We start from the raw sequence: 19,598 nt of genomic DNA on the forward strand, positions 1-19,598 counted from the left end.
AATTAACATGCAAATTTTAAGATTAAAAGAAACCGTTAACTTCATGGCCTTTCGTAAGGTGGCCATGGTCTTCAGCATAGTGCTGATGATCTCGGCCATTAGCCTGTTAATGGTCAAGAAGCTGAACTTTGGTTTGGATTTTACCGGCGGTACCCTGATTGAAGTTGGTTTTGAGGAAGCGGCGGATTTAACGAAAATTCGTCAGGTACTCGACAGCAATGGCTTTGAAGATGGCGTGGTGCAATTATACGGTAGCAGCCGGGATATTGTGATCCGCTTGGCCCAACGTGAAGACGTAAAGGCGGAAATGCTGGGCAACCAGGTGTTGTCGATATTACAGCAAAGTACCGATAAAAATATCGATATGCGCCGTATTGAATTTGTCGGCGCCAGTGTCGGTGAAGAGTTGACGGAGCAAGGCGGTCTGGCAATGCTAACCGCGCTGATTTGTATCCTGGTTTATGTTGCTTTTCGCTTTGAATGGCGTTTTGCCCTGGGCTCTGTGGTGGCTTTGTTCCATGATGTACTGCTGACCTTAGGTTTATTCGCCCTGCTTGGCCTGGAATTTGACTTAACGGTATTGGCGGCCATTCTGGCGGTTATCGGTTACTCCCTCAATGATACTATTGTTGTTTCCGATCGTATCCGTGAGAATTTCAGGAAAATCCGTGAAGGGGGCCCGGCGGAAGTCATTAATATCTCCCTGACGCAAACCTTGAGCCGTACCTTTATTACCTCGATCACTACCTTGCTGGTATTGGCGGCCCTGTTCTTTAAAGGCGGCGCTTTGATTCACGGTTTTGCTACGGCATTATTATTTGGTGTTTTTGTCGGTACCTACTCTTCAATTTATGTGGCCAGTGCGGTTGCCCTTGCCCTTGGGATCTCCAAAGAAGATTTGATCCCGGAAGTGATTGAAAAAGAAGGTGCGGAACAAGAACAAATGATGCCTTAAGCTTTAATAACTGACAGCGGCGGGTTTATTCCGCACCATAAAACCGGGCATTTTGCCCGGTTTTATTCTATTTGTAGTACGATATTTGTACACCCCTGCTTATGTTCCCGTCCCCAAGTTATGATGATGTCAGTTATGCGGGCTTGATAAGCAACTCTCCCCTTTGAAAATTCCCCTGATGATTCCGGCGCACCCGGTAGTATGCTGTATCAGGGAAGAGGCGGCTTTTCCTGGAGCTGTTTGTTAATTGCTTCCAGTACTTGTTGTAGTTGCTTTGCCATGTTCTCAAGCTGGTTCTTGTCCATATCGCCAGGGGACAGGGTTAACTGGCGATATAAATCGGCAACTTGTCGGGCAAGGGTTAACGCCCCTATGTTGCCGGCAATGCCTTTAAGGTTATGTAGCAGGGCGCAGGCCTGTTTGATGTCGCCGTTTTCCAGCAAGTTTTTGAGCCGTTGAATGCTGTCCCCGTGTTTATCTGAAAACTGTTGCCATAAACTATTGAGTAAGTGCTGTTTACCGGCGCAAACCTTTAATCCTGCTTCAATATCGAGGATCTGACGACTAAATTCTGCGGGAGCTGCTGTAACCGGCTCCGGCGCTGTCTGGTGTGTTGCCGGTAAAATATCGGTATTGGTGCCGTCAAAGCTGCCGGGCACTTTAGGAGGGGCAGCAGCTGACATTTTTGCCTGCGTTGGAAACTCACCGCACCAGCGTATCAGGCTCTGATATAATTTATCGGAAAAGACAGGTTTAGTCAGGTAATCGCTCATCCCTATCGCCAGGCCTTTTTCTTTGTCTCCGCGCATGGCACTGGCGGTCAGGGCTATGATGGGGATGGCCTGCCACTGAGTTTGTCGCCGGATTTGTTTGGTGGCTTCTATACCATCCATGACCGGCATCTGAATATCCATCAGGATAGCGTCAACTTTGTGTTCCGACAGTAACTCTATTGCCTGCAAGCCATTTTCTGCCAAAATGACATTGATGCCGACATCAGATAATAATTCCACGATTATTTGCCGGTTCATGGCATTGTCTTCTGCCAGCAGAATGCGCTTTCCCCTGAGGTTATCTTCCAAACTCACTATTTTGTTCCGGTGCAAGGCTTGCTCTGTCTTGAGCTGTTGCGCAATCATGCCTATATCTGCCGCCAGGCAGAAGCTGCTTAAGTGGACGGCTTTTGATAATATTGCCAGTTTTTCCTGTGCTAATGCCTCGGGCAATTCCGCTTGATTGCTTAACAGGATATTTGTGGTGCGAAGATTTTTTTGCCTGAGCAGGCTGAGAAAATCACGGATGTCCTGTGCCCTGAAATGTTCGTTAATCAGCAGAATATTGCCGTTGCTGATATGAGTGAGAGCTGAGGTAAAGGTGTTAAAGCGTTCGATATTTGCGCCATAACTGGCCAGGGTATGGGTGATGGCCAGGGCTAATTTATTATCGCTGGCAATGATGATGATTTGTTTGCCGGCCAGGGCATCACAGACTTCACGGTTGCTGTGGTTGCTTTTTTCAAAGCTCAGTTCGACGGTTATTTGTGTGCCTTTGCCTAATTCACTGCTCAGGCTGATTTTCCCCCCCATCAATAAGATCAATTGCCGGGAAATACTCAGCCCCAGACCCGTGCCGCCATATTGGCGCGTGGTTGAGGGGTCTGCCTGGATAAATTCATCAAAAATATGCTCGGCGCTTTCTTCGGACATGCCTATACCGGTATCTTCTACCGTGATGATTAAGCTTACCTGCTGCTGTGTTTGCTCAACCAACTTGACCGTGACATAAATTGCGCCGCGCTCTGTGAATTTTAATGAGTTTTGTACCAGGTTTAAGGCGACTTGCCCTAAACGCAGCAGATCCCCTTTAAGCATAAAAGGGAGTTTGGCCTGGACATCAAAAATTAACGGCACGTCTTTTTCCCTGACGCTTTCAAAGGTAAGGCGATCGAGATAACTCAGGCAGTCATCTAACGTGAAATCAGTGATTTCCAGTTCCATTTTTCCGGCATCAATTTTGGAGAAATCCAATATGCTGTTAAGCAGGCCAAGTAAAGAGCTGGCGGTGTGATGAATATTGTTGATATACCTGGCCTGCTTCGCAGAAAGTTCGGTGCGCTGGCATAAATAGGACATGCCGAGGATGGCATTCATCGGGGTTCGGATCTCATGGCTCATATTGGCGAGAAAATCCCCCCGGGCACGATTCGCTTTTATCGCCTGCTCCCTGGAGAGCTCAGCTTCATCTTTGGCCTGCTCGGCATCGTCTTTGGCAAGCCTGAGTTGAAAGGTACGGTAATCAACCTCTTTTTTTATTTCCTGGTTCACCTTTTTTATTTTGGTGTTATAAACACAAAACAAGGTCAACAAGGTCGTACCGAGCAGTAACAGGCTCAGTAAGATGGTCATCGAGGTCAGGGTGCTGGCATCTATACCGTGCATGGTGATATCTCGGGGAATATTGGCGTGTATTTTTAGTGCCGGCTGGTTAAAGATATCCCTGAGCAAACCGTGGGCAATAAGCACATGTTTATTGGTGGTGATCAGCTCTTTGTCCTTTTCCTGGTTTGAAGCAGGGGGGCTGTGAATTTTGTTTTTTTCTACCGGTTCAACAAAGAAGCTGATCTTGGTTTGTTTTGATAATCTTCTGATGATGTCCTGGCTGATAAAACGGCCCATTATTAAAGTGCCGTTAACCGGTCCTGAACCATCATCTTTGAGTATGGGTAAGGCACTGAGCATCAGGGGCCCATATTCGCTCAATACTATGCCCTGGAGCAGGTCTTCGGGCTGGGCTTGAAAAAAGTTATCGTGTCGCGGCAGCAGCTGGCGATCAAACAGGCTTAAGGTAATGTTTTTCAGGTAGAGGGGGTCAAAAATCTCCTCTTTGATCTTTTTTCCTGCCCGGTCATAAATTTGGAAAAGGTGTATCTGGGTGATTTGCATTACGGTCATGCCGAAGTTGTTTTTGATATAGCTTTGATTGCCGTCTTCGGCAAATTTATAGGTATCTATCCAGGAAGAAAAAGTATTGGTGACATTGGTTAAATGGTTCGTTTCCTGCTCTATGGCATCAAGCACCCGGTTCAGGTCCTTAATGGCCAGCTCCCGTTCCAGCTGGTAAAAACTTGGCAGGATAATCCATTGCTGAATACCGTAGCTTAATCCGGCCAGAAAAAGGGCGAAAAAAATGATGATCAGGACTATTTTCTTTGCCAAGGCAGGTAACTCCAGCCAATAGCCGAGCTGTCAGCAGCGGACAGTTTGGCTCAGTGAACAAATTTTTGCAGCTTGGTGAGAATGATGTTAAACGCCTTAGTGATCATGCTGGTCTTATCTATCGCCCCAAATGCCCGTTCGGTATGGCTGTGAATAATTTCATTGAGCTGCTCTTCCTGCTCTTCGGTTAACGCCAGAAATTGCAGGCTTTTTTCCATGTCTTTGGTCATATCGAACATGGCAGCCTCAAAAACACTGTGATTGACTTTTAATTCCCGTTCAATAACGACAAATTGTTCGCTGACTTCCTGCACGGTTTCCCGCAGCAGTTTCTCTTGCTTACTTAATTGGAAACCTATATCCAGGTTTTTTAAATAACCGTCGGTGAGTCTGAGCATAAAAGGCAAATGGTCTTTTAAACGGCCATACTCTTCCGGGTTTTGCGGCATATTATTAACCAATACGCTTACCCTTTTTTCATTGATTTGTGAGCGCTGCTCGAAATCATATATGCGCCCCCTGTCTTTTAATAAGATCAGGATTTCCTGTTCCATCGGGGAGCACTGGCCGCGGTTGGAATAAAATGCTTCGCCGTAATCAGCCCTGATATGCACCGCGGCATCGACATTAAATAAACCTAAAGTGCGCAGCATGGTTTCGGCCACCTGGCTGTAGCTTTTGGCGTTATAGATCTCCAGGGCAAAATCCACGACATAGCCAAATTCGCTGCTAAAGCTCAGGGCATTCATAAAGGCGCTGGTGGTTTCTTGAGCGGTTTGTTCCAGGGCCTTTTTCTCGGCCTGATGCTCGAGGATAAGCTTGATCTTTGCCAGTAATTCATAACCGTCAACGGGCTTGACGATATAATCATAACCGCCGGCGGCATAGCCGGCTAAGCGCTCTTCCAGGCTGCCTTTGGCAGAAACAAAGACGATGGGGGACTGGGCGATGATTTGCAGTTCGCGTGAGACTTGTAATCCATCCATGACCGGCATTTCGACATCAAGCAGCACGATGTCCGGGTCTATGGACAGAAACTGTTCCAGGCATTGTTCACCGCTGGTTAATGCGATAACTTCATAATCATCTTCCAGGATACCGGTTATCAACGACAGATTGAGCTCTTCATCGTCTACGACTAAAATGCGTTTTTTTTCGGTCATCAGAACTTCTCATATCTTGAACTTAAGTAATCATGATTTGACCCGAGCTCTTTATTCCTCCTTGAAAATGTTTCCCTGTTAAATAGCCAGGGCGGTATTTTGCCCTTTCAGTATAGTAAAAATATTATTTTTGCTGCCCCCGGAAATAAAAACTCTGTTGATAAGCTGCAAAGGCTCCTTTTTATTTGGCTTTTAGAAAAATGAGAAAAGCTTATGCCGAAATTATCTTTTAAGGTGATGATTTGCTTGCTCTTAAAATTGCCGGATAAGCTCCTTGGCAGCAGGTTTGTGACAAATTAAGAAAAAATATCTACTTGTATCTATAATTGAACAAGCAAACTTATGATTCATTGACGAATGCCTCATTCATAAAGGGAATTCTAAGTGGAAAATAGGTATACAGGTGATTGATAAAAGCAAAAGTAACTGGCTAAACGCTTCACCTTTGATCATTTCTGTACTGGCTGTTGGTGTTATATTATTCAATGATCTTTCCTTGTTCTCCTGGCTTGGTATTGGCGTTTTATTGGTTTTGGGCATAATCTCCAGCCTGCAATTGCATAATAGCTGCAAGCTTGCCTGGCAAAGTAGCCAAAAGCAGGAAGAACAAGCACAAACCCGGAAAGAAAAACAAGCCTATCAATATTTAAATCAAGCCATTTGCACCCTGATGCCGATATGGTCCCGGCAAATCAGCCATTCCAGAGATATTAGCGGCGATGCCATTACCCAATTAAGCCGGAAATTTACCGACATAGTTAACCGTTTAACGGCAACCATAGACACGACACATCAAATGAATGCCGAGGGGGAGCAAGGGGCTTTTGGTTACATTAAAAACAGCAATAAGGAGCTGGATATTAGCCTGGATACCCTGGCGGAAGCTTTTGCCAGCCAGGAGCTGGCGCTGAAGGAAATGAATGTTTTGGTTGATTTAACCGAGGAGCTTAAAGCCATGGCGGTTGAGGTTTCCGGTATCGCAGAGCAAACCAATATGCTGGCGCTTAATGCCGCCATAGAAGCTGCCCGGGCAGGAGATAGCGGTCGGGGGTTCGCTGTGGTTGCCGATGAAGTGCGTAACTTGTCTATCCGTTCATCACAAACCGGTAGCAGTATGTCGCAGAAAGTAGACGATATCAATGCCGCCATGGACTCGGCGTTAACTACAGTAAAAAGCGGAGCGAATACAGCAGCAAGCCTCCTGGAGAATAGCCGGGAGAAGATAGGCAAAGTGATCTCGGACTTTGAGCTTATTACCGGAAAAATGTCAGAGTCCAGTAAAGTCATCCAGCATGATAATACTGAGTTGCTAAAAGATGTTTCTGATGTCCTGGTGTCGCTGCAATTCCAGGACAGGGTCAGCCAGATGCTAACGCATATCAGTGATTTCATGGGCAAGGTTGAGCAGGAGTTGCCCGGTTACCATGCAGGCTTATTTGATGGCGGCATTATTGAAAAATGGCTGGCAGAAAGTGAAGCCACTTACACTATGGTTGAGCAAAAACAGCTTCACCATAATAGCGCACCGGAGCAAGCTAAATCTTCCGGTAATAACGATGAAGTCGAGTTCTTTTAACGGGGAATATTATGGCGAAAACTATTCTTATTGTGGATGATTCGGCGTCACTTCGCCAGATCATAAAAATCACCCTAACGGGAGCCGGTTATCAGGTGATTGAAGGAGAAAATGGCCAGGACGCGCTGGATAAGCTGGCGGGACAAAAAATCAATCTGGTGGTCAGTGATGTCAATATGCCGGTAATGGATGGCATTACCTTTGTGACGGAATTGAAAAAATTACCTTTGTATAAATTTACGCCGGTGATCATGCTGACAACAGAGTCCGAGCAGGAAATAAAAGAGGCAGGCAAAGCGGCCGGGGTCAGGGCATGGATGGTCAAACCTTTTAAACCGGCGCAAATGCTCACTGCCGTGCAAAAGCTTATTATGTGAGTTGCTCAGGATGTTGACGGTTTTAACATCACAGGAGAAAAAGGAAGTTGTGTTTGAGGGTGACATGACCATTTATGAAGCGGCATTGTTATATCAGGAAATAAGCGAAAAACTCACTTTTGATGCCGATATTGCGGTGAATTTAACTCAGGTGGGAGAGATCGACACTTCGGGTATTCAGCTTATTTTGCAGCTGTATTTTCTTGCCCAAGGCCATAATTTCACTTTGAGCCATATTGTCCACGGTGATGCCAGTGCTCAGGCATTTGAGTTGTTACAACTCGATGTTGACCGTTTTAACCAATATCTTTGACGATAAGGTTTAACCATGGATTTAGATCCGGTAATACAAACATTTCTTATTGAAGCGAAAGAGCAGCTGGAAGAGATGGAAGAAAAGCTATTATCGCTGGAACAAGATCCCGGGGATACTGAAGCGGTAAATGCGGTTTTTCGCGCCGCCCATACCATTAAAGGCAGCGGCGGTATGTTTGGTTTCGAGCACCTGGTTGCCTTTACCCATGAGGTTGAATCTGTCTTGATGCGCATGCGCAAAGGGGAGCTGGCAATCGATCAGGGACTGATCTCGGTATTGCTCAGCTGTAGTGATCATATCAGGCTGTTGGTGGATTGTACCGGTGCTGACGGTGAAAATATTTCCGGGGAAACCGGGCAGGCGAGCCAGAAGTTGGTGAACAAACTTTTCCCTTATGGCGGTAAAGCCGGACAAGAGCATGAACACAGTGGGAAAACATCGCCGGGGCCGGGTGATATAGGTTCGGTAGATAATAATAAGCCGGGTTTGGAGAGGGCGGAGTCGGGGACGGTTTCTGATAACTGGCATATCTCACTGAGGTTTAATGCCCAGGTATTAAAAAATGGCATGGATCCGCTGTCGTTTATTCGTTTTCTCGCTACTGTCGGAGATATTAAATCGGTACATACTTTGGTTGATAACCTGCTCGCTGCCGGTGAAGCATTCGATCCCGAAAACTGTTATCTCGGTTTTGAGGTGCAGTTATATTCCCGGGCGGAAAGAAAAGATATCGAAGAAGTATTTGAGTTTGTCCGTGATGACTGCACTCTGACTATTATTGCCCCCCATAGCAAGACCGAAGAATATATAACCTTGATTAACTCCCTGGCAGATGACGATGCCAAGCTGGGGCAGATTTTATTGCAGGTAGGGGCACTGACGCCGAAAGAGCTGGAAAGTATTTTACAAACGCAGATGGCCATGCCGGCGGAAGAAGAGCCTGTAAAAGTCGGCGAACTGATCCCCGCTCAAGGGGTGGATAAACAAGTCGTGGATACTGCCCTGAACAAGCAAAAACAGTCCCGGGAGCGACAGGCAAAAAGCAAAGCAAATGAAAGTACCAGCATGCGTATAGATGCCGAAAAGCTCGACAGTCTGATCAATCTGGTGGGGGAGTTGGTGATTGCCCAGGCAAACAGTGCTTTGTTAGCCAAACAGAGTCGTATCAGTAACTTAATTGATGCCATGGCATCTACTTCGAGCCTGATTGAAAGTATACGGGATAATTGCCTGAAGCTGCGTATGGTACCTATAGGACAAACGTTTTCACGTTTTCAGCGTGTGGTCCGGGATATTAGCCTGGAGCTGGATAAGGACATACGTTTGACCACTTCCGGGGAAGATACCGAGCTTGATAAAAGCATGGTGGAAAAGTTGGTGGATCCCCTGATGCATTTAGTGAGGAATTCTATGGATCACGGCATTGAAAATGCCGAGCAAAGGCTTGCGGCCGGCAAACCCGAATACGGACAACTTGCCCTGAGGGCCTATCATGATTCCGGCAACATAGTGATTGAAGTCAGTGATGACGGTCAGGGGATCACAAAAAAGAAAGTGATTAAAAAAGCGATAGAAAATAGCCTGATAACAAGCGCTGAAGGCATGGCGGATTATGATATTTACCGTTTGATTTTCGAACCCGGGTTTTCTACCGCCGAAACAATCAGCAACATCTCCGGGCGCGGCGTTGGTATGGATGTTGTTAAACAAAACATTGAACAGCTTAAGGGCACTATTGAAATTGATTCCCGCCCCGGACAGGGATTGACCATGCGTATCAGGGTGCCGCTAACCTTAGCGATAATCGATGGTTTTTTGCTGGAAATCAGCAATAGTCAGTACGTACTGCCGTTAAACAGTGTGATTGAGTGCCTGGAACTGTCCGAGTCGAGCGATATTAAAACAATCAACCGTAATTTGATCAACTTGCGTGGCGAGGTTTTGCCTATTGTCCGTTTACGGGAGTTATTTGCCTGCCAGGACCGGCCGCCGCCCAGACAAAATATTATCGTGGTGCGTTATGGCAACCGCAAAGGCGGCGTGTTGATTGACCGCTCCCTTGGTGAATATCAAACCGTGATCAAACCTCTGTCCAATATTTTTAAGCGCTTAGACTGGCTCGCCGGTTCAACTATCCTGGGCAGTGGCGAGGTTGCGATGATCCTTGATGTTGCAGGTTTATTTAAAAATGCCGACTTGCAGGCGAGCGGTAAAAATCCAGGCCTGTATTAGTTTTAGACACAGCTATATGTTTGTGGAGAGCACTTATGAAAATGTCACTTCATCTGAAATTAGGTAATAAGGTGACCCTCGCTTTTGTTATTGTGACGCTGATCACTATTATTTTTACTGCTATCCTCAGTTATAACGCCGCCCATGATGCCTTGGTTTCCAGTGCCTTTTCCCGGCTGACATCGGTCAGGGAAATTCAGAAATCCCGGATTGAAGATTATTTTAAAAAGATCCGGGCTCAAATTATTACTTATTCCGAAGACCGTATGATAGTGGATGCTATGAAAGCCTTTAAAAAAGACTTTAATAGCATAGAAAAAGAGCTGGCCTTTAGTAATAAAGCCCTTGCAAGCCTGGATAGTAAATTGCGCGCCGAATATAGCAATGAATTTTTAAAGCGGTTAAATAACAATCTGGATACTAAGGTCGAGCTCAATCAATACCTGCCACAAAACAGTACTACCAGGTTGCTGCAACATTTATATATTGTTGAAAACCCGGAGGCAACCGGGGATAAACATAACCTGGATGTCGCCCCGGATGGCAGCAACTACAGTAAAACTCATGCCAGCTACCATCCGGTCATACATAATTTTCTGAAGCAGTTCGGCTATCACGACATTTTCCTGGTGGATAATAAAACCGGCGATATCGTTTATTCCGTATATAAAGAGATGGATTACGCGACTTCATTGTTAACCGGCCCCTATAAGGACAGCAATATCGCGGAGGTTTTTCGCAGTACCCGGGCCTCTGCTGCGGCTGATGACATCAAGATTGTTGATTTTAAACCTTATATTCCGACATTTAATGCCCCCGCTTCTTTTATTGCTTCACCTATTTTTGATGGAAATGAGCAGATTGGCGTGCTTATTTTTGAGATGCCGGTAGATCGTATCAATAATATCATGACAAATAATAACCGCTGGCTAGAGGCCGGTTTTGGTGAGTCGGGAGAAACTTATCTGGTCGGGGAAGATCTGACCCTGCGTAACCAGACCCGTTTTTTAATTGAAGATAAAAGCGCATACATCGAAGTGCTCAGGGATTCTGGCATGGATAACAAACTTGTTGATAAAATTAATAAGATTAGCAGTGCTATCGGTCTGCAATCGATAAAAAGCAAAGGGGTCAAAGCGGCCCAGCAAGGGGAAAGCGGAGAGGATATTTTTAATGATTACCGTAATGTCTCTGTGCTGTCGGCCTATGCGCCACTCGATATTATCGGGGTGAATTGGGTTATTTTAAATGAAATTGATGAAAGTGAAGCCCTGGCGCCTGCTTACGAGCTGAGAAATACAATTTTAATGTCGGCTTTGTTTTTACTGCTGATTGCCACCATCATTGCCTTGTGGTTTTCCCGCACCATTATCATCCGGCCCATTAATGCCATGTTAACGGCCGCAGAAGACTTACGTTCCGGTGAAGGGGATTTGACTGCCAGGATCCCCAACTTTGGAGAGGATGAACTGGGACAAACGGCCCGATCATTGAATGGCTTTCTGGAAAAGTTGCATGATGTTATTTATGAAATACGCGATTCTATCCAAGTGCTGACGGTTGCGTCGACGGAAGTCAAAACCACGGCGCATTCGGTTAGTGACGGGGCTTCCCAGCAGGCCAGCAGTGTGGAAGAGACCAGCGCCGCCCTGGAGCAGATGACGGCATCGATAGGTCAAAATGCGGAAAGCTCTAAAATTACCGATAATATTGCTTCCAAGGCCGCCACCGATGCCCGCGGGGGCGGTAAAGCGGTGGAGCAAACTGTGTCTGCGATGCAAGAAATTGTCGAGAAAATCAGTATTATCGATGATATTGCCTATAAGACTAATTTGTTATCGTTAAATGCTGCCATTGAAGCGGCACGTGCCGGCGAGCATGGTAAGGGTTTTGCTGTCGTTGCGGCCGAGGTGAGTAAACTGGCGGAGCGCAGTCAGATTGCCGCCAAAGAAATCGGTGAACTGGCGAAAAAAAGCACGGCAACGGCGGAAGGTGCAGGGGAGTTACTTGATGCCATAGTACCGGGCATAGAACAAACCGCCGATCTGGTGCAGGAAATTGCCAATGCTTCCGACGAACAGGCCGGAGGGGTCAGTCAGATCAGTGAGGCGATGAATCTGGTGGATCAAACCACGCAAAAAAATGCTGCAGCCGCCGAAGAATTGGCTGCCACTTCAGAAGAAATGAGTAACCGTATTATCCAGGTCAGCCGTTTAGTCTCTTATTTTAAAGTCAGTGAACAGGGAGCTTCTTCTGCTCCGTCTACTCCCCTTGAAAGTGCGGCCAACCCTATGGCTGGGGAGGGCAGCAAAGGTGTGGCGGGAGTCCCGCAGCCTAAAATCAATAAACAAGACTTTGAACCTTTTGAATAAGGAATAAACCTATGTCTGAGCATGAAAGTCATCAAAGGGAAGAAGCGGTTGTCAGCTGCGATCAGTTTCTTACTTTTTCCCTGGGAGATGATGAATATGGATTGGATATACTCTCCATCAAAGAAATTATTGAATATGTTGAGTTGACCAGGATCCCCCTGATGCCTGACTTTATTCGCGGTGTGCTTAATTTGCGTGGTCTGGTGGTGCCTATTATTGATTTACTAGCCAGGTTTGGCAATGAACCGGCACAAACAAGCCGACGTTCCTGTTTTGTTATCGTTGAATTGGCAACGGATGAGGGGCCGTTAGAAGTAGGCATGCTGGTAGACGGTGTCAATGACGTGGTTGAAATCAGCAGCGACAATATCGAGCCGCCACCTTCATTTGGCAATCAGATACGGGCCGATTTTATTTTTGGCATGGGAAAAATAGCCGGGCATTTTATTGTCTTACTTCAAATAAATAAGGTGCTATCCATAGATGAGCTCTCGATGTTGAGCGAGATAAACCAGAGCGTTGATCAAGCCTGTAAAGCCAGCCAGAGCGAGCTGGCGCAGCAACAAGATCATGAAAAAGAATGATATGCTTGATACCAATCAACTTACCTTAAGCAAGCAGGTATTCGAGCAATTTAAAAGCCTGATGTTTAAAGAATCCGGGGTGACGCTTGGCGAGGAAAAGCAAGCCATGGTTAAAGCAAGGTTGGCGAAACGTTTACGGCAATTGCAGCTGAGCAGCTTTGAACAATACTTGCAACTGGTGAAATCACCGGATAACCGTCAGGAAATACAGCATTTAATTGATGCTCTTACCACCAATGAAACCAGTTTTTTCAGGGAAGCGCAGCATTTTGAGTTTTTGAGTCGTCAGCTGGCATCGTTTTCCGTCACCGTACCGATCAGGATCTGGAGTGCCGCCTGCTCTACCGGTGAAGAAGCTTACAGCCTGGCGATGACGGTTGCCGAAAACCGTTGCCATCCCGATTGGCAAATATTGGCAAGTGACATCAATACCCAGGTTTTGGCCAGTGCCGGACTAGGTATGTATGATATATCCCGGGCGTGCTCTATCCCCCGCCGTTATTTGATCAAGTATTGCCTTAAAGGAGTACGCAGCCAGGCCGGGCAATTGTTGTTCAGTGAGCCGTTAAAGCAACATATACGTTTTGTTTTATTGAATTTAGACGGTGAACTGCCGGAAATCGGCCGGTTCCATTTTATTTTTCTGCGCAATGTTTTAATTTATTTTAATGAAATCAAGAGAAAACAAATCATCAACAAAATGATCGGTAAGTTAGTACCGGGAGGTTATTTATTTATCGGCCATTCGGAAAGCCTCAGGGGGATGACGGATCTTTTACGGCCGGTACAGGCGACTATTTATCAAAAATGCTGATTATGCTTTATCTCGATAATAAAGTGGTGCTCTTACCCGGTGACTTTTATTTTGGCAAACAAGAAGCATATCAATATATACAAACCTTGCTTGGCAGTTGTGTCGCGTTAACTTTCTGGCATCCGGTGAAGAAAATCGGCGGTATGTGCCACTTTGTGATCCCAAGGGATGTTAGCCGGGAGCAGCAGGGGACAGCAAAGGGAGCTTTATTAAACGGGCGTTACGGTGACCAGGCAATCAAACTGTTTCAGCAGCATATGGCCCTTGAGCAAAGTGATATACAAGAATACCGGTTGGGGCTGTACGGAGGCATGCAGGCACTACAGGTGGCTGATGAAGGAGCAATGGGCCGGATCGGAAAAATGAACCTGGATTTTGCCCTGACGCAGATACGGGAGAATAACTGGTTGATTGCCCACAGTTATACCTCAGGCAAGGGAGCTTTAAAAATTTTGATGGATCTGGCCGATGGCAGAGTAGAGGTTTCGACGGTGGCAGAGCTCAAGGGCCTGACTTAAAGCGGATATTGATCAGCAGCTTGAATCTGGTTGTGTGACAGGCAGACAAGTGGAGTTAACGTCCGGGGGGAGCAAGAAGTAATATGCCGGTTGATGTCAGTGGTGTTAATAAGGGGGATAAACGAGGTAAAAGTGTCAAAAATTAAGGTATTAATCGTTGATGATTCGGCAACGGTGAGAACGGTGATCGCCAATATTTTATCCCGGGATAATGACATCGAAATCCTGGGGGCGGCGGCGAACCCGGTTTTTGCCCAAAGAAAAATGGAAAAAGTCTGGCCCGATGTCATTATTCTAGATCTTGAAATGCCGAAAATGGATGGCTTAACGTTTTTAAAACATATCATGTCTACCCGGCCAACCCCGGTGATTATTTGCTCCGCACATGTGGAATCGGGGGCCGGGGATGCCATCAAGGCTTTGTCCTTAGGGGCGGTGGAAGTTATCAGTAAACCCGCCTTGGGAATACAAGCCTTTTTAACCGAAAATGCCCGGGGCTTTATCCACTCGGTTAAAGCGGCTGCTTGCGCCAGTACCACTAAATTAACAGCCAGTGTTGCCGCCGCCGGTGAGCAAGAAGCGTTAAAAAAACAAGATGCCGAGGTTATTTTGCCTTTATCTAAACCGCAGGAGAAAAAGCTTGTCTGCTCGGGGACTAAAATCGTAGCCATTGGCAGCTCAACCGGCGGTACCATAGCGATCGAAAGTGTGCTCGCCCGGTTAAGCGATAATATTCCGCCACTGCTTATTGTTCAGCACATGCCGGGGAAATTTACCCGGGCTTTTGCCAATCGGTTAAATAATATTTGCCGGTTAACCATTAAAGAAGCGGAAGACGGAGATCGACTAAATGCGGGGTGTGTCTACATCTCTCCAGGAGATCGGCATATGCTTTTGAAATATAAGGATAACCGATATTATATTCAGTTAAAGGACGGCCCTTTGGTCAGCCGCCATAAGCCATCGGTCGATGTATTATTTCGCTCGGTAGCTTCTTGTGCCGGGAAAAATGCCCTGGGAATTATTCTTACCGGAATGGGTAACGACGGCGCACAAGGTATGCTGGAAATGCGCAAGGCCGGAGCCTTGACCTTGGCCCAGGATGAAGCCAGCAGCATCATTTTTGGTATGCCAAAAGCAGCGCTGAAAAACGGCGGCGCGATGCGTGCCGTGAGTTTAGCCGATATTCCCGGTACCATTTGTCAATTTAAATAAAGGGCTGGCTTAAGTTTTGTTGCCGGCTTTAGTGGCTGACCCGGCGGCTTAAACCTTAAACTGGCTCACCAATTGTTCCAGTTGCCGGGATAATCGCAGCAGATTTTCCCCGCATTTTACCGTGGCTTTTACCGCTTCCGTGGTGGTGGTGGAGGTATCGCTGATATCCACCACATTCTGGTTGATCTCATCGGCGACCACGCGCTGTTGCTCCGCTGAGGTGGCGATAATGTTGTTCAAATCGTTGATCTCCCCTACCTGGTGGGCAATTTGCTGCAGGGAGCTTTCGGCATTTTCAGCCTGGTTGGCGACACTTTTGACCTCTTCATTGCCTTTGCCCATTAAGTTAACGGCCTGGGCGGTACGGGCCTGAAGGCTGGAGATCATAGTATCAATTTCTTCCGTCGACTCCTGGGTTCTTTGCGCCAGGGTTCTGACTTCATCGGCGACCACGGCAAATCCCCGTCCTGCTTCACCGGCCCGGGCGGCCTCAATGGCGGCATTTAATGCCAGCAGGTTGGTTTGTTCGGAAATACCACGGATCACATCTAATACCCCGCCGATTTCCTTGCTGTATTTCTCCACCAGGGTGATGGAGTCATTGGTATCATTAAATAACGTGGCTAAACCTTGCGTCGCGGCCACAGAGTTTTGTACCACTTCACGGCTTTCTTCGGCGGTGAGTTTGGCTGAAGCGGTAGATTTGCTGGCGGTTTCGGTATGTCCGGCCACTTCCTGCACCGTCGTCGCCATCTGGTTGATTGCTGCGGCGACCTGGTCGGTGGCTCTTTCCTGGGAGACCACGCCTTCCTGGGTTTCCTGCATTAAATCAACCAGGTAGTTGGTGGCATTTTCCATTTCATCACAGGCGGTTTTCACCTGTAAGATGATATCGGAAAACTGCGTCATCATTTCATTAAATGAACTGCCGGTGACCCCTATTTCATCCATGCTGACGATTTTAAACCTTTCCCTGAGATCTGAGTTCAGCTGGATCCGCTCTACTGTCGTGCGTAACCTCTGGATGGGATTACAGATCTCCCGCCTCAACACGACACTAAAGGCGATACTGAGCAGGGTCGATAATACCAGGATCACTATGGTGATATCCCACATGCTGGTATTTTCCGAAACTATGCTATCAGACGCCAGTTTGACCTTATTGGCGGAGTCGGCAACAGACTGGCCCGCCAGGGTGACCTGCTGGTTGGCCCTACTCAAAGTTTCATCAATATTGGCGGTAAATTCCCGGATAAGGTAATCGACTTCTGAGGCGATAAGGCGGGCGTCAGCCGTTAACGAATTACCTTTTACCCGGTTTTCATCAACATAGGCATCAACGGCATCGAGCATGGTTTGATAAAATAGCTCGGACTTTTCTTTGATTGTCTGGCTAAGGTTTTGGTCTATGCCGGTGAGTTTTTCTAACTGGTTGTTGAGTTTTTGCTGGGAGAGCTCGGCATTTTCTTCTGCTTCATTTAACCAGCTGACGGTCAGATCTAACAGCCAGACCCGCATATCGGTAAAATGGCGGTCTACGGCAAGAATGACCATTTGTTCATTGACTGCCCGGCGCTGGTTTTGCAGTTGGTTGCCCTGGTTGGTGACCGCTGTTATTTGCTGGCTCACTAATCCCTGTTGCTCCTCTATGATGCCTGAGGTTGAATTGACAGTGATCAGGATATAAACAAAAGCTATGGTCACCAGAGCCGAAAAACCGCCACTGGAAAGATTGAGTTTAGTGGCGATAGTCATGTACTTAAACATTTGAGCTCTCCGTTAATCCGTTAATGGAAAATGGTCAGACTAATGGCTCCGCCCAATTCATTTAATACCCCGCCTTCTTTTTTACCGCCGGTAATATCCCGCTCTCCTTTGGGGCTGCCGTGACAACCCAGGCAGGAAGGTCCGTAATATTCGGGTAAAATAAAACGGAAGGCGCTTTTGCCTTTCACCTTAGTATCTTCATAAAATGATTTGCCCTTTTCATAATCCGGATTTTTAAAAACGGTTTCTACAACATTATGTTCCCACTTGTCCGGGCGGTTAGCCCGGTTTCTGACATATTTTTTCGGGGCGGTGAGCTTAATGTTCATTTTACCTTTCATGTCCAGGCTAAACGCCGTGGCGACCTGGCGGGCAAAAATGGCGGGTAGGAAGCCTTTTAATCCCGTGCCTTTTTCATTGATCAAATCCTGATTATCATCCATCACTTTTTTCACGGCATTAAGCATTGCCGCCTGTGCCTGGCTCATCTTGGCTTTACTGATGGTTTTTCCGGTTGCCGCCTGATAATTTTCCAGGGTTTTGGCCGCCACGACTTCTCCGGATAAACCTTTATCACCGATGGCGGCATTGTTGATATGTCCCTGGTTATCGGAAATTACCTTCCTGGCAGCCCGGTAGAGGGTGGTCAGTTCTTCACTTATTTCGACATTGGTGGCGGCATAGAGCGGTCCGGGGGTAACAAAGATTAACAGGGGGAGGCATAGCAGGATCCTGGCAATAAGGGCATTCATCATCTCTCTCCATAAGATAAGTTTAAAGAGTAAAAGCTATTATAAAATGAGTGGTTTTTGCTACTTAGGTATCCGAATTATTCTGTATTGATAAATGTGGTAAACAATGCACTCTCTGTCAAATTTTGTATGAAAAAATAAATGATTTGTACCTGTCCTTTAAAATACCGCCGGCTAATATTAATGCTAGACCTGTCAGTGCCGCACGGGCAGAAAAATACCCTGCTTGCTGTCATTGCCCTGACCGGTTAAATCCGGTATGCTGCACCGCCGCTGATCCGGCACTAATAACAAAGCCAACGCAACAAGAGACATATCTATGAGTTTTTCCTCACTGGGCTTATCAGACCCTATCCTTAAAGCAGTCACGGAACAAGGTTATGAGACGCCGTCTCCGATACAGCAACAGGCGATCCCTGCGGTTATCCAGGGCAAAGATGTTATGGCCGCGGCGCAAACCGGTACCGGCAAAACGGCGGGCTTCACCTTGCCCTTACTGCAAAGACTGGCTCAAGGGGAGCAAGTTAAGGCCAATAATGTCCGTGCCCTGGTGTTAACCCCGACGCGGGAGTTGGCTGCCCAGGTCAGCGACAGCATCAGTACTTATGGCAAATACCTGCCGCTGAACTCAACCGTGGTGTTTGGCGGGGTGAAAATCAATCCGCAAATGATGCGTCTGCGCCAGGGGGTTGATATCCTGGTGGCCACCCCGGGACGTTTACTGGATTTGTATAACCAAAATGCCGTCCGTTTCAGTCAACTGGAAGTGTTGATTTTAGACGAAGCCGACCGCATGCTCGATATGGGCTTTATCCGGGACATTAAAAAAATACTGGCCCTGTTGCCGAAACAAAGACAGAACCTGCTGTTTTCTGCGACTTTTTCCGATGAAATTCGTGAACTGGCCAAGGGCCTGGTGCATAACCCGGTAGAAATTTCCGTAACCCCGCGCAATACCACGGCAGAAAAAATCAGCCAATGGATCTCTGCGGTAGATAAAAAGCGCAAACCGGCCCTGCTGACCCATTTAATTAAAGAGAACCAATGGCAACAGGTACTGGTGTTTACCAAAACCAAACACGGCGCTAATAAGTTAACCCGGCATTTAGAAGGCGAAGGCATTAAAGCGGCGGCGATCCACGGCAACAAGAGCCAGGGCGCGAGAACAAAAGCCCTGGCGGCTTTTAAGGATAAGAGCATTGAGGTGCTGGTGGCGACGGATATTGCCGCCCGCGGCATAGATATTGATTTACTGCCCCAGGTGGTTAATTTTGAGTTACCCAATGTGCCTGAAGATTATGTTCACCGCATTGGCCGCACCGGGCGGGCGGGCAGCAGCGGGCAGGCGGTTTCCCTGGTGTGCGCCGATGAGCATAAGTTATTATGCGATATCGAACGTTTGATCCAGCAACTCATTCCCCGTAAGGAAATTGACGGTTATGTGCCGGTTAATGAACTGCCCGAGTCCCGGCCGCTGCGTCCCAATAAACCGAAAAAGCCGAAAAAGCCGAAAAAACCTAAGGTTGAGCATAAAGACGGGCAAAGATCCGGTGAAAATGCCCGGGGGCACAAACCTGCAGGCAGGCATGGCGATAAAAACTCTGCGAATCGCAGGTCTTCCGCTAACCGGAACAGGCGCCCGGCAAACAGTGGCAATGGCAATAAATCGGGTGGTAACCAGCGCAAACCGGCTTAACGGCTGATAAACAGGCGTTAAGTGCAGGCAGTGCCGGTCCGGAGGG

Annotated in this window: 15 protein-coding genes; 11 read left to right on the forward strand and 4 right to left on the reverse strand. The window is 47.1% G+C overall.

Annotated features, from left to right (window positions below; translation table 11 throughout):
- The first annotated feature begins 7 nt into the window (after nucleotides 1–7).
- Nucleotides 8–955, forward strand: a complete 948-nt coding sequence (secF, locus tag SG35_RS05340) for a protein translocase subunit SecF (protein WP_044834760.1) — start codon at nucleotides 8–10, stop codon at nucleotides 953–955.
- 209 nt (nucleotides 956–1,164) lie between these two features.
- On the opposite strand, the gene SG35_RS05345 is transcribed toward secF, so the two are convergent.
- Together SG35_RS05345 and SG35_RS05350 are read right to left on the reverse strand one after the other, a co-directional pair.
- Nucleotides 1,165–4,170, reverse strand: coding sequence for a response regulator (locus tag SG35_RS05345; protein WP_053043283.1), 3,006 nt, complete (start codon nucleotides 4,168–4,170; stop codon nucleotides 1,165–1,167).
- Between the two features lie 50 nt (nucleotides 4,171–4,220).
- The gene (locus SG35_RS05350; RefSeq protein WP_044834761.1) at nucleotides 4,221–5,333 is read right to left on the reverse strand and encodes a response regulator; all 1,113 of its coding nucleotides are present in this window, start codon (nucleotides 5,331–5,333) and stop codon (nucleotides 4,221–4,223) included.
- Between the two features lie 796 nt (nucleotides 5,334–6,129).
- Here SG35_RS05350 and SG35_RS05355 point away from each other — a divergent pair.
- From SG35_RS05355 to SG35_RS05395, 9 genes are all read left to right on the forward strand, one after another.
- On the forward strand, nucleotides 6,130–6,909 hold the full coding sequence (locus tag SG35_RS05355; protein WP_420794560.1) for a methyl-accepting chemotaxis protein: 780 nt from the start codon (nucleotides 6,130–6,132) through the stop codon (nucleotides 6,907–6,909).
- Nucleotides 6,910–6,920: 11 nt separating this feature from the next.
- Nucleotides 6,921–7,286 carry a response regulator gene (locus SG35_RS05360; RefSeq protein WP_044834763.1) on the forward strand — a complete coding sequence of 122 codons (366 nt, stop codon included), beginning with the start codon at nucleotides 6,921–6,923 and terminating at the stop codon, nucleotides 7,284–7,286.
- A 49-nt stretch (nucleotides 7,287–7,335) separates the two neighbouring features.
- A complete protein-coding gene (locus SG35_RS05365) occupies nucleotides 7,336–7,599 on the forward strand; it encodes an STAS domain-containing protein (RefSeq protein ID WP_160298345.1) in 264 nt (87 codons plus the stop codon).
- Nucleotides 7,600–7,614: 15 nt separating this feature from the next.
- Nucleotides 7,615–9,834 (forward strand): chemotaxis protein CheA, encoded by a 2,220-nt coding sequence (locus tag SG35_RS05370; RefSeq protein WP_044834765.1) that lies wholly within the window; start codon nucleotides 7,615–7,617, stop codon nucleotides 9,832–9,834.
- Nucleotides 9,835–9,869: 35 nt separating this feature from the next.
- Nucleotides 9,870–12,206: a methyl-accepting chemotaxis protein gene (locus SG35_RS05375; protein ID WP_044834766.1), complete on the forward strand. Its 2,337-nt coding sequence runs from the start codon at nucleotides 9,870–9,872 to the stop codon at nucleotides 12,204–12,206.
- Nucleotides 12,207–12,217: 11 nt separating this feature from the next.
- Entirely contained in the window at nucleotides 12,218–12,790 is a 573-nt protein-coding gene (locus tag SG35_RS05380; RefSeq protein ID WP_044834767.1) for a chemotaxis protein CheW, read from the forward strand.
- Nucleotides 12,777–13,604 carry a CheR family methyltransferase gene (locus SG35_RS05385; protein ID WP_053043285.1) on the forward strand — a complete coding sequence of 276 codons (828 nt, stop codon included), beginning with the start codon at nucleotides 12,777–12,779 and terminating at the stop codon, nucleotides 13,602–13,604. Before SG35_RS05380 ends, SG35_RS05385 begins: the two co-directional genes overlap by 14 nt.
- Nucleotides 13,598–14,122 carry a chemotaxis protein CheD gene (locus SG35_RS05390; RefSeq protein ID WP_053043286.1) on the forward strand — a complete coding sequence of 175 codons (525 nt, stop codon included), beginning with the start codon at nucleotides 13,598–13,600 and terminating at the stop codon, nucleotides 14,120–14,122. The genes SG35_RS05385 and SG35_RS05390 overlap by 7 nt, the downstream gene beginning before the upstream one ends.
- Before the next feature lie 132 nt (nucleotides 14,123–14,254).
- Entirely contained in the window at nucleotides 14,255–15,337 is a 1,083-nt protein-coding gene (locus tag SG35_RS05395) for a protein-glutamate methylesterase/protein-glutamine glutaminase (RefSeq protein ID WP_044834789.1), read from the forward strand.
- 48 nt (nucleotides 15,338–15,385) lie between these two features.
- Here SG35_RS05395 and SG35_RS05400 read toward each other — a convergent pair whose 3' ends face one another.
- Both SG35_RS05400 and SG35_RS05405 read right to left on the reverse strand, forming a co-directional pair.
- A complete protein-coding gene (locus tag SG35_RS05400; protein ID WP_053043287.1) occupies nucleotides 15,386–17,104 on the reverse strand; it encodes a methyl-accepting chemotaxis protein in 1,719 nt (572 codons plus the stop codon).
- 20 nt (nucleotides 17,105–17,124) lie between these two features.
- Nucleotides 17,125–17,859 (reverse strand): Tll0287-like domain-containing protein, encoded by a 735-nt coding sequence (locus SG35_RS05405; RefSeq protein WP_063888678.1) that lies wholly within the window; start codon nucleotides 17,857–17,859, stop codon nucleotides 17,125–17,127.
- 316 nt (nucleotides 17,860–18,175) lie between these two features.
- On the opposite strand from SG35_RS05405, the gene SG35_RS05410 reads away from it, so the two are divergent.
- On the forward strand, nucleotides 18,176–19,552 hold the full coding sequence (locus tag SG35_RS05410) for a DEAD/DEAH box helicase (protein ID WP_274055342.1): 1,377 nt from the start codon (nucleotides 18,176–18,178) through the stop codon (nucleotides 19,550–19,552).
- Nucleotides 19,553–19,598: the final 46 nt, after the last annotated feature.

Source organism: Thalassomonas actiniarum (assembly GCF_000948975.2).
Classification (GTDB): Bacteria; Pseudomonadota; Gammaproteobacteria; order Enterobacterales; family Alteromonadaceae; genus Thalassomonas; species Thalassomonas actiniarum.